The 12,218-nt window shown below is 50.5% G+C and carries 7 protein-coding genes; 1 reads left to right on the top strand and 6 read right to left on the bottom strand.

All coding sequences use genetic code 11. The features are described 5' to 3' along the window. Nucleotides 1–5: 5 nt before the first annotated feature. Entirely contained in the window at nt 6–407 is a 402-nt protein-coding gene (locus tag ACYVK4_RS20170; protein ID WP_461129328.1) for a winged helix-turn-helix transcriptional regulator, read from the bottom strand. A gap of 153 nt (nt 408–560) precedes the next feature. On the opposite strand from ACYVK4_RS20170, the gene ACYVK4_RS20165 reads away from it, so the two are divergent. Next, nucleotides 561–926 carry a DoxX family protein gene (locus ACYVK4_RS20165; RefSeq protein WP_461129327.1) on the top strand — a complete coding sequence of 122 codons (366 nt, stop codon included), beginning with the start codon at nt 561–563 and terminating at the stop codon, nt 924–926. 151 nt (nt 927–1,077) lie between these two features. On the opposite strand, the gene ACYVK4_RS20160 is transcribed toward ACYVK4_RS20165, so the two are convergent. The 5 genes from ACYVK4_RS20160 to ACYVK4_RS20140 all read right to left on the bottom strand — a co-directional run bounded on the left by ACYVK4_RS20160 (nt 1,078) and on the right by ACYVK4_RS20140 (nt 12,171). Further along, nucleotides 1,078–3,486 carry an ABC transporter permease gene (locus ACYVK4_RS20160; RefSeq protein WP_461129326.1) on the bottom strand — a complete coding sequence of 803 codons (2,409 nt, stop codon included), beginning with the start codon at nt 3,484–3,486 and terminating at the stop codon, nt 1,078–1,080. Nucleotides 3,487–3,569: 83 nt separating this feature from the next. Continuing rightward, complete coding sequence (locus ACYVK4_RS20155; protein ID WP_461129325.1) at nt 3,570–6,218, bottom strand: permease prefix domain 2-containing transporter; 2,649 nt, start codon at nt 6,216–6,218, stop codon at nt 3,570–3,572. Nucleotides 6,219–6,309: 91 nt separating this feature from the next. After that, nucleotides 6,310–8,970 (bottom strand): ABC transporter permease, encoded by a 2,661-nt coding sequence (locus ACYVK4_RS20150; protein ID WP_461129324.1) that lies wholly within the window; start codon nt 8,968–8,970, stop codon nt 6,310–6,312. Further along, the gene (locus tag ACYVK4_RS20145; protein WP_461129323.1) at nt 8,967–9,305 is read right to left on the bottom strand and encodes a PadR family transcriptional regulator; all 339 of its coding nucleotides are present in this window, start codon (nt 9,303–9,305) and stop codon (nt 8,967–8,969) included. The genes ACYVK4_RS20150 and ACYVK4_RS20145 overlap by 4 nt, the downstream gene beginning before the upstream one ends. Nucleotides 9,306–9,495: 190 nt before the next feature. After that, a complete protein-coding gene (locus ACYVK4_RS20140) occupies nt 9,496–12,171 on the bottom strand; it encodes a permease prefix domain 2-containing transporter (RefSeq protein WP_461129322.1) in 2,676 nt (891 codons plus the stop codon). Nucleotides 12,172–12,218: the final 47 nt, after the last annotated feature.

Genomic DNA, 12,218 nt, shown 5'->3' with positions numbered 1-12,218 from the left:
GAAATTCAGGCGTTCCGCTTATCTTTTCCCAGAATTCGGGCTCGGTGCTGGATACCCCAGTCGCGTAAGGCTTCGATAATGCTATTGAGCGACTGGCTGTATTCTGTCAGTTCGTACTCGACCGTAACGGGCATGGTGGCATAGACACGTCGAACGGCGAACTCGTTCATTTCCAATTCCTTTAACTCTTTGCTGAGGACTTTGGCCGTTATGCCTTTTACCAGTCGCTGCAATTCGCCGAAGCGTTTAGGGCCAGCGCTTAGGGAAACGATAATCGGGAGCTTCCACTTACCGCTCAGGACATAGAGAGCGTCCTGTACCGCCTGCGCACTCTGTGTACATTCGGCTGCCGAATGGCTGGTCGGCTTGCAATTGCCAGGAGCAATGGTCTCAACAGTTGTGTTCATAGATTAAAGATAATGGGCAGTATTGAGTTAGTTATATAGTATCCTGAAGGAAACTGGTATCCTTTGGTATACTGCTTACAAATTGATAGTTGGTTTAACTACGTTTGTATCGACCAATCACAGCCCGAAAAGGCTACTTAACCTGTACTGACCATGCGTCCAAAAGTAATGCGAATCGTAACCATTGTATTCACCATTCTGGCTGCCGGGATGGCTATTATGAGTGGTGTTATGAAGCTGACCCAATCCAAGGAAGTGACTGACAGTCTCACCAAAGCGGGAGTAGGCGACAAAGCCATAGTTCTGGGTCTGATGGAGATCGGCTTTGCGGCTCTGTTTATCTACCCAAAAACCATGAAGCTGGGTTTCATTCTGCTCTCCTGCTACTTTGCCGGTGCACTGGCTACCGAGTTGTCACATGGAGCACCCCTTAATGCATTTCTGCCGCTGGTACTGATTTGGATTGCCGCTTTTCTAAGAGATAGGAGTATCTTTTTACCTGCATCGGTGGCGGAGTAGAGTAGTGAATAGTGGCGTGGGTGTAGTGCGTGTAGTAGGGCAACGGCGGCCCGGCCCCCTTCCCGATCGGTCGGCAAAATTAGACGTACTCAACGGACGGGACTGCCCTTAGTGTGGTCACTCCACTAATTCTACTTACTACACCCTTTCACTACTCACTACGCAGGCTTTTCACCGGGTTTATCAGAGCCGCTTTGATGCTTTGGGTGCTAACGATCAGGCCGATGAGTAGTAGAAAGACCAGACTAATAAAGCCAAATAAAAACAGGCTGACGTCGATGTGATAGGCGAACGTCTGCAACCAATTCTGCATAAGCAGGTACGCCAGCGGGCACGCCACCAGCATTGCGATTAGCCAGGCCAGGAGAAACTCCTTCATAAACAACAGTACAATCCCGGAGACACTCGCTCCCAATACTTTACGAATGCTCACTTCTTTCGTTCGCCGGGCCAGGCTCAGGGAAACCATAGCCAGTACACCTAACACAACGATGAACAGCGCCAGGAAGGCAGCCGTCTGTGCCGCTTTTTTTAGTTGAATTTCGGCTTGATACAATTGCTGTAATGCTTCGTCGGTAAACGAATAGTCGAAAGGCGCGTCAGGGAGCAGTTGGTGGAATTTCTTCTCGATACTATCCAGAGAGCCGGGCAAATCACCCGCGTTAAGTTTAACCGAGAAGTAAGCGAACAGATAACCGGCTCCGTTGACATGGCCGATGGCAGTCGGCATAATCTTTTCCTTCATTGAGCGAAAACTGAAATCCTTCGTTACGCCAACAATGGTTAAAGGACTGCGGTAACCCTGACTATACAGCTGTCGTCCAATGGCAGATTCCGGGTTACGATAGCCTAATGCCTTCAGGGCTGATTCATTTATAACGAGTTTATTTTCGTGCTCTGCCCGCGCTGAAGACGTATAGAACCGACCGGCTAGCAATGGGATCTGATAGGTTCGAACAAAATTTTCGTCGGTTTGGAGGATGGATGTCGAAATGGCTTCGGTGGAGTCTTTTCCAACCGGATACAGGTGCAGGTCGTAGGCCGGACCGCCTTTGAGGCTTGATGAGGTAATACTTATGTCTTTTACGGCAGGCAATCGGGCCAATTCGTTCCGAATGGCTTCCATGCTGGCCACGCCCTGGGGTGTCCAGTCGCGGGGTAGGGATAGCAGTACAATCGACTCTTTATTGTACCCTAAGTCTTTGTTAAACAGGTAGGTAACCTGTTGGGAAACAATGACGGCTCCGCAACACACAAGCAGCGCAATCGAAAACTGAGCCGTTATCAGGAACCGCCTGAAGCGGATCCCCTCTTTTACTGACTTCAATTTACCCTTCAGTAAATCGACCGATGGTAAAGCGGATAGGATAAGTGCCGGATAAAGTCCGGCCAACATTCCGATCAGGAGAGTCGACAAGCCCAGCACAAGGGGAAAATAAGGCGATACAGTCCAAAAGGAGTCGATTTTCCTACCGACGATATCGCCGAATGAAGACCGGGCTAACTCGAAAAAAAGCAGCGATAACAGCATCGACAGCATCGCCAGTACGGTTGACTCAGCCAAAAACTGAACGATCAATTGCCGTTTCTGGCCACCCATTGATTTTCTTATGCCAATCTCTTTCATGCGTGAGCCTGAGTTGGCCACTGCGCTGTTAACGAAATTGACGCTTGCCATTACTAAAATAAACAGGGCAATTCCCGACAGGGTATAGATCGTTTTCCGGACAATGCCCTGGTTAAAATCGCGGTAGTAATCTTTTAGCGGGGTGAGGTAGGGCTGTAGATTTTCCCGAACGGATTGGGGAGCGTAGGTGGCTAGTATTTTCTCGATGGGTTTCTGAACATCGTCCGGGCTTACGCCTTCTTTTAACTCAATATAGTTGGCTATATTCCAGGTCATCCAGCCATCCGCATCCGTGCGTCCCTGTAAACTGTTGAAGGGAATGAAGACGTTTACCGGTAAATCCCACAGGTAGGTAACCGAGTTTTTAGGCAGACTTTTCAGTACGCCAGTCACCACAAATTCCTGCTTACTACCTGCATAATTGCTCAGATTCAGCACTTGCCCAAGTACATCCGTCTTACCAAAATACTTTAAAGCGTTTTCTTCCGTAATCACCACGGAATTTGGCGACTTGAGGGCTGTTCGGGCATCGCCATACAGCATGGTAAAACCAAACATGGAAATCATGGTTGAATCCCCGGCTTGCGCTACCTCCCGAACGAAGTGCTTGTTTCCGCTGGATATGGCGGTCGTGAGTACGTCGAACCGGTAATAGTTAGCGACTAAGCCAGGGTATTTTTCTTTCAGCGTTTTACCCAGGGGAGCCACCGTTACATCTTCATAGCCTAAACCCGGCTGTTTCCATTTACTGCGGATGAGGTATTGATTCGGTGCATGCCGTAATCCGTTATTGACCTGTAATTCGCTCCAGACATAACTGCCAATAAGCAGCGTGAATGTCATACCAACGGCTAAACCAATGATGTTGAGCAGGGCATAGCACTTGCGCCGGAGTAGATTCCTAATCGCAATTTTAAGGTAGTTTCGGAACATGGTCTATAAGTCGCTTAGCCGGATAGAAAGGTAGCTAAACAACTTATAGACAGGTTGTTAATAATTGTTAAGATTAGTTTTACTTACTCGCTTTTTAACGACTTCACTGGATTCGTCAGGGCAGCTTTTATCGTCTGGAAACTAACGGTTACTAAAGCAATGGCTGTTGTCAGGCCACCGGCCAGGGCAAACACCCACCAGGAAATGTCGATCTTGTAAGCAAAGTCCTGTAGCCATTTAGTCATTGCCCACCACGCCAAGGGAGAGGCTATCAGAATGGAAACTAAGACTAATTTCAAAAAATCTTTCGAGAGCAGGGTAACGATGCTGGTGACCGATGCCCCCAGCACCTTACGAACACCAATTTCTTTCGTTCGGGCTTCAACGGAAAATGTCATCAGACCCAACAGGCCCAGGCACGCCACCAGAAGCGTAAGGGTAGTGAATCCGTTAAATAAACGGGCTAACCGTTCCTCTTTGGCGTACAGGTTGTTATACGCTTCATCCAGAAAGTAATAGTCGAAGGGAGCGGCCGGGTGGTTACGTTCATAGATAGCCTTAAGCTGGGCGAGCACTTCCGGCATGTTCGTTTGCGGCTTTAGCCGAATGAGCAAATAACCACCGGAAGCCATGATGGAGCGGCTTGTATCACTCACAACGGTCAACATCATGGGTGAAACCGGGCCGTGCAGGCTTCGGACGTGAAAATCGGCGACAACACCATTGATAACATCGCTGGACGTGAATGTTTTAAATGGAGTCGGTTGTAGGAGTGGATTACCCTTAATCCCGGTTTCTTTAATAACGGTCTGGTTATAAACGGTCAGTTCTTTGGTAATCGCGCGCGTTCCCCAGCCAACAGGTGGGTATTGCCAGTGAACGTCCATCATGTCGAAAAAGGGTTTGTCGACGGTTAAGGCGTTGACCATGAGCTGTTTTTTACTGTTTGCCGTTTGCATAAAATACGTCATGATATTGTTCGAAAACAGCTTCGTATTTGTGGTCGCCACATTGTCAATACCGGCCCATTGCCGAACGTCATCGCGAATGGCTGTAAATTGGGGCGTCAGTTCGCCGTCGATATACATGGCTACTACCTGGTCCCGGTTAATGCCCAGACTCTTTGTCCGTAGAAGCCGCATCTGGGAATACAGCACCAAGCTGCAAATCAGCAAACCAATACTGGCGGTAAACTGAATGGTTGTGAACACCTGCCGTAAACCAGCGCCACCAAACCGAATCGTCGAGGTTCCTTTAAGCACCAGAGCAGGTCTAAATCCCGACAAGAGCAGTGCCGGATAGGCACCTGCCATCAGCGAACAGGCAAGCCATAACGTCAGTATCAGGCCCCAATAGGGACCCTGCGATAAGACCCGATTGTCCATATGCAGGTCGAGGGCTTGGTTGGCCCATGGAAAAAGTACCCGAACCAAAACGAGCGATAAGCCAAAGGCTAGTGTGGTCGTTAGTAGCGATTCGATAAAAAATTGACCGACCAGCTCCTGTCGTTGGCCACCAATGGCTTTGCGGATGCCCACTTCTTTGGCGCGTTTGGTCGCTCGGGCCGTAGTTAGGCTTACATAATTGATAATCGCCAGCGCCAGAATAACTAAGGCTATTGTAAGCAAAATATAAAGTGATTGCCGGGTGCTTCTCGTTTCGCTGCGGCTGTCGAGGTGTAGTGATGGCAAAACTTCAAGAAGATAGTTGGCGGTAATGTCAGTAAACTGCAAGTCTGATTTTACCTGCTCTAGCTTTTTTTCGACCCTGCCTGGATTAGCGCCCGGCCGCAGGACAACATACGTGCTCAGAAAACCACCTCCTTTCCATACCTGCTGTTGATTTGCTCCCAGAGTAGGCATCGAACTCAGCGAAACCAGTGCCTTAAAGGCAATGATTGAGTTGGTGGGTAGGTCGTCGAGAACCGCCGATACGGTCATTGGAAAATGTTTATCGAAGATCAGCGTCTTACCCACCGGGTTTTTATCGCCGAAATATTTCTCGGCCAGTTGACGGGTCAGCACAATGCGGCCCGGTTCGCTCAGGGCCGTTCTGGGATCACCCTGTAGCAATTTTAACCCCATTACGGATAGGATAGACGCGTCGGCATAGCCAATATTCTGTTCTTTAAATCGATGATTGGCGTCAGATTGTAATACGACATCACCCAGCCCATCCGACCAACGGACAACTTGCTCCACCTCCGGAACTTGCCTTTTTATCTGACGCCCAAATGATTCGTGCAGACCAGGAAACGTGATGTCCTCTCCACCATATTTGGCTACCGACATAATCCGGTAGGTGCGATCGGCAAACGGTTCGAACTGGTCGTAATGAAACTCGTGCCAGACATACAGCGCAATGAAGGTGCTAACGGCCAGGCCAACCGTTAATCCTGCGATATTCAGAACGCTGAATAGCTGATTCCGCCAAAGTTGCCGGAAGGCAATAGAAAGATAGTTTCGAAACATAGCCGGTTTAAGAAAAGAAGTTGAGGAATAGTCTGAAGATGTACGATCTCTGGTAAATAACCAGTTCGTGAAAGTGAGCCAGATAAACCCCAGCACATCCCACCAGTACAGCCAGCGCGCTTGCCGATCACCCACGCGCCGAACCTGATACGCGAACTCTTCGTGTAGATCTCCCTGCACCTCCTCCAACCGGTGGGATGCACAGGCAAGGGTGAGCAGGCGGTCAGCCAAGCGGGGTGGGGTCCGACGGTTCAGCTTCATAATGAATAAGGGTTCATGAAGAATCAAAAATGAGATTCAATGGTTATTTCGCGGTCACAAGGCACATTACCCATTATCCATTATTTAATGGTCATTCCGACCGTAAGGAGCGAACCGGGTTCATCAGAGCCGCTTTTATACTTTGGAAACTGACGGTGAGCAGGGCAATGATCAGCGCCAGCAGACCGGCCAGGGCAAACATCCACCACTCAATGTCGATGCGATAGGCAAAGTCCTCAAGCCATAGACTCATAGCCCACCAGGCTACTGGAACGGCAATGAGGATGGCTATGATGACCAGCTGGATAAAGTCTTTCGCCAGGAGCTGAATAACACTGGAGACGCTGGCTCCCAGAACTTTGCGCACTCCGATTTCGCGAGTACGCACCTGGGCTGTGTAGGCTGCTAACCCGAACAAGCCCAGACACGAAATGAGGATGGCAATAGACGAAAAGATCGTGAACAGAAGCCCGGTTTGCTGTTCAGACTTGTAAAGGTTGTTGAATACATCGTCCAGAAAGAAATATTCGAACGGGAAGTCCGCATTGTATTGCTTCCAGGACTGTTTCGCCGAAGCAATCGCGTGTTCGGCCTCCTTGCCGGTAGTTTTGATGTAAATAGCCCCCAGGCTTTCGGGTTCGTAATAAAAGATAGCGGGTTCGATCTTTTGTTTCATCGACGCAAAATGGAAGTCCTTTACCACGCCGATAATGGTACCGTTATGCTTCCAGAGCCTGAACCGCTTGCCTACGGGATTCGTAAGCCGGGCGGCCTTAACCGCCGTTTCATTCAGGATAAAATGCAGCGAGTCGGCGACGGCCCCGGTGAAATTAGCTCCGTGTTGGAGCTTCATGTTGAAGAACGGAATGAAGTCTTTGTCGATGGCTACCGTATGCATCATCATGGTTTCGCCCTGTGCTTTGCCATCCCATTGATTGTCGCCGGTTTGGCCGCCCAATTGAATAATATTAGCGTTGGCGCGCGTGACAGCGGTTACACCCGGTTGGTTCAGTAAGTTGCCTTTCACTGCGTCATAGTGCTTGCCCATATCCCGCATATTAAATGCGAACACATGCGTTTTGTCGTACCCCAGTTCTTTGGAGCGGATGTATTGCAATTGGTTGTTGATGATGAACGTGCCCGTAATCAGGATAACCGAAACCGCGAACTGAATGACGACCAGCAGTTTGCGGAATGCAGCTTCACTCAGCCGGGCCGACACTTTGCCTTTCAGGGCTTTGAGCGGCTCAAACGACGACAACAATACTGCCGGATAGATGCTCGACGTGGCCAGCGTACCGATAATGGTCAGGCCGATAATCTGCCAGATGTGGTAGTCGCTAAAATTCAGGACCAGTTCTTTACCCGACAGGTCGTTATAAAGCGGCAGAAGACCAATTAGCAGGCCAAAGGCCAACACGGCTGCCAGCGAGAACAGCAGCGTGGTTTCGACCAGAAACTGGATGAACAACTGACTGCGGGCCGCCCCCACAATTTTACGCATACTTACTTCTTTAGAGCGCAGCAGTGAGCGGGCCGTCGACAGGTTTACATAATTGATGCAGGCAATCGCCAAAATCAGCAGCGCAATGATAGAAAACATTCGGACGGTTTCGATGCCGCCTTCCGTGCCGTCTGCTTTGTAGAGGTGCATGTCGGGCAGGGCCTGTAGCAGATACGTGAGGTCGGTATCGTCGGGCTTGTTGCGAAGATGAATGGTTCGGAGTTTAGTCGCCAGACTGGCAATCGATGTGTTTGGCTGAAGCAACAGATAGGTATAATACCTGAACTGCGAGAAATCATTGTCCATGTTTTTCCCGTCCCTGTTGCCTGCGTAAACATTCTTGAAGAACAACGAAATAGGGAGGAACAGATCGCCTTTGATCGAAGAGTTTTTTGGGAAATCCCGGATGATGCCACTGACCGTAAACGAGGTGTTGTCATTCGCTGCCAGTACTTTCCCAATCGGGTTTTCGTTGCCGAAATATCGTTTGGCTGTACGCTCGGTCAGAATGATGGAGTTGTTGTCCGGGAATGGCTTCGACGGGTTGCCCTGAACGAGGGGAAAGTCAAATACCGAGAACAAGCTTGGGTCGGTAAAGAACGATTTCTCTTCCTGTAGGGTCTTGTCCTTGTATTTGAAGAGGGTGTACGAATAGTTCTCCGTTAGCCGAACGGCATCTTTCACCTCCGGCGTTTCCCGTTTGGCAAAGCCCGCAATGGGCGCTACGGTGGCTGTCCAGATCTGCCGGCTGCTACCGGTTCCTGCCCAGTTTTCGAGCCGATAAATGGAGGATGACCGGGCATGAAATCGGTCGAAGCTCAACTCATCCTGCACCCATAGTAAAATGAGAATGCCTACTGCCAGGCCGACTGTCAGTCCTGAAATGTTGATGAACGAGTAAAATTTATTCTTGATTAGATTGCGCCAGGCGGTTCGGAAATAGTTACGGATCATAGCAGGGTTGAGTAATGATGTAGTTGGATGATGTGAAGATACGTAGTGACTGAATGGTGAACCCTGACCCAATGGGCAGCTTCTCGGTTTTCGTTTGATCGCAAATGGTTTGATAAAACCCAGCACATCCCGCCAGTAGCGCCAGCGGGCTCGTCGCTCACCCACGCGCTCTGCCTGATACACAAACTCTTCGTGTAAATCGCCCTGCAGCGATTCGAGCAGGTGAGGAGCCACAAACCATTCCAACAAGCGGTCGGCCAGGCGGGGCGGTCCGACGTTTCGGGGCGTTGTCATAAGCTGGTTACGGGTTTAAACGGATTGACCAGCCGACTCCACAGACTGACGCGCACTTCCTGAATTTCCTGCAACGTCCGCCTACCGTAAGCGGTTACGGTAAACAGCCGTTTGCGACGACCGCCACGCTCGGCGGTTGGCTCACCCATTTCAGATTTCACCATGCCCTTATCTTCCAGCCGCTGAAGGGCTGCGTGAATTTGGTTCAGGCGTACCGAACGGCCCGTCTGCTCAATGATCTCGTGCGTGAGGGCCACACCATACGCCTGCCCCTCCATCACGGCCACGGTTAGCAGTACGATTTCTTCAAACTCGCCTAAGTAGGACCGTTTCATATCGGTTTATTAGTTCTACTTTTGCTGAGCAAATGCCCTGCCATAACAGAAAAAGCCCGTTTCCGGGCTTTTAAAGTAATTTTCGTAAGATTGAAGGCTGTTAGACTGTCCAGAAACGGACAAAACTTGTACGGTATGGGACAGGGGAGTTGAGTGCCGCTTCGGTTGGGGGTGGTTAAGCAGGACCACATTACTCGCTCCGCAAACTCTCCACCGGATTCGTCAGGGCTGCTTTGACACTCTGAAAGCCAACGGTTAGTAGGGCGATGACGATGGCCAGCAGACCCGCCAGCGCAAAGACCCACCAGTCAATGGACACTTTGTATGCAAAATCCATCAACCATTTGTCCGTAGCCCACCAGGCCACTGGCGACGCAATGACCAGAGCAATCAGGATCAAGGTTAGAAAGTCTTTGGAGAGCAGACCAACGATACTGGCAACGGAAGCCCCCAGTATTTTCCTGACGCCAATTTCTTTGGTTCGCTGCTCGGCCGTGAAAGTAGCCAGCCCAAACAAACCCATGCAGGAAATCAGGATAGCAATGGCCGTTGCCGTGTTGACGAGCTGCGCCGTTTTCTGCTCTTTCTCATACAACCGGGCGATGGAATCATCCAGAAACGAATACGAAAACTTATTGTCAGGATATACGTCATTCCATTGCTGTTCCATACGGGCCAGCGTCGCTTTGACCTCGTCCGCCGGTCTGCCTTTGGTTGCCAGCCTGACGCCAATGTTTTTAGCCTGACGGGGCATATAGCCAATGAACGCGGGGCTGATTTTTTCGTGGAATGACTGTTCGTGAAAATCGGCGACAACACCCACGATGGGAACCTGTTTCCCCTGAAAGTCGATGAGCTGGTTAATGGCGTCGGCTGGTTTTTTGAAACCGAGTGCTTTAGCGTAGGTTGCATTGATGACCATTTCCCGGAGTGAATCGCTTTTTCGGTAATTCCGCCCGGCCAGAAAACGAAGCTGATACAAGGGGATAAAATTTTCGTCGCCCACTTTGGCCGAAACATCCATTTCGATCTCTTTCTTGCCCCGGTATTTTAGTTTCGTCACCATGTAACTTTGGCCCATGGGCGGGAACCACTGCATCGTAACCCGATCCACATCGGCTAGTTTCCTGATACGCTCGGCCAAAACCAGACTTTTGTCATCGCGTAACGTATTCACCTCAATGATGGCATCGGTCGAGAAGCCGAGGTCTTTGTTGCGCATGAAACTCAACTGCCGTCCTACCATCAGGGTGCCGATAATAAAGGCGAGCGAAACCGTAAACTGAAACACGATCAGGCCCTTGCGCAAATAACCCTTCTGTCCGCCTTTCAGGGCGTTCTGCCCTTTGAGGGTAAGCGCGGGTACATAGGATGACAGCAGAACAGACGGATACAACCCGGCCAGCAGCGACGTGCTGACCAGAACGGCTACCAGAAAAAGTAAGGTTTTCGGGCTGAGCAAATTGACTGACAGACCCGTTGGAGTTAGTGAAGTTAAACTCGTAAGAATGGGTTGCACGATCAGCAGAGCCACGCATACCGCCACACAAGTGAGCAGGACCGTTTCACTTAAAAACTGAAATATGAGGCTCTGGCGACTGCTTCCCAGTACCTTACGTACGCCAATCTCTTTGGCTCGTTGTATAGACTGCGCCGTGGCCAGGTTGATAAAATTGATAGCCGCAATCAGCAGAATAAAAGCGGCTACTCCCATCAGGCCGTAAAGCGTTGGTAAATGGGCCTTTCGGGAGTAATTGTCATCATAATCGGCGTTGAAGTGAAGATCGGACAGGGGCTGTAAAGTCGGAATAAATTTCATGTCGCCCTGAAAGTGCCTGGTCGAGAATTGCCGGAACGAAGTGGTCAACTCATCAGGAGTTGCACCGGCTGGCAATTTCACGAACGCCTGCGAAGCCGACCAGAGGTCATCCCATTGGTCGAGGTTGATTTCTCGCTTGAGTTGACTGGCCCGGATGGTGGAGAAAGAAATAAAGTCGGTGAAGGTAAAATCGGTGGGCTGTGCCGCGTCTTTCACAATGCCCGAGACACTCACGTGAACAGAATCCTGATAGATCACTTCCTTACCCAGCATGCTGGACAGGGGAATGTCGCCAAAGTACGTACGGGCCTTGCGTTCAGCTAGAACAACCTTGAATGGCTCCCGCATGGCGGTTTTAGGGTTGCCAGCCAGCCATTGATAGGTGAAAATATCGAAATACTGCGGCTCTGCTACGATGATGTCAGCGGTGCCGCCCGTTCGTCGCCGACTTTCAAAACGCGTTGGTTTTTCCTTGCCGTTGGGGATCAGCACATCGGATTCGATGTTGTGAAAAGCCGCCACCGTTTCCAGACCGGCCACTTCGGTTCGCATGGCTAGCGGCACCGGGCTGGGAACGAAACCGACCGGGTGTTTTTCGCCCGCTGCCCCATATTGAGCTTCGCCGACGACCCGGTAGATCCGGTCGCGGTTTGGGTGCGTTGTATCGTAACTCAGTTCGTAGTTTGTAATGAGGTAAATGACCAGGCAGGCCGTTACACCCAGCGTAAGCCCAAACAGATTGATAAGCGTGCTGACCTTATGCTTTGTCAGGTTGCGGAAAGCAATTTTGAGGTAGTTGCGTAGCATGACAGGATGTAGTAAGGGTGACGAGATATACTGACTGGGTTGTCGTTTCAGGGCAAACGGGCGTACAAAGCGCAGCACGTTGACCCAGTAACGCTGGCGGGCGCGTTGCTTTCCCACCTCACGCACATCGCTGATAAATCGCTCATATAAATCGCCCTGCACTTCCTCCAGCCGGTGCGGAGCGCAGAACCATTCGAGAAGCCGGTCGGCCTGGCGGGGCGGTTTTATAGCGGAGGACATAAGGTGGCGGGGGTGAGCGGTGAGCGCAGAGCAGAGAGATAAACGTC

Source organism: Spirosoma aerophilum, assembly GCF_054782495.1.
This window is presented reverse-complemented; position numbering and strand designations above follow the sequence as displayed.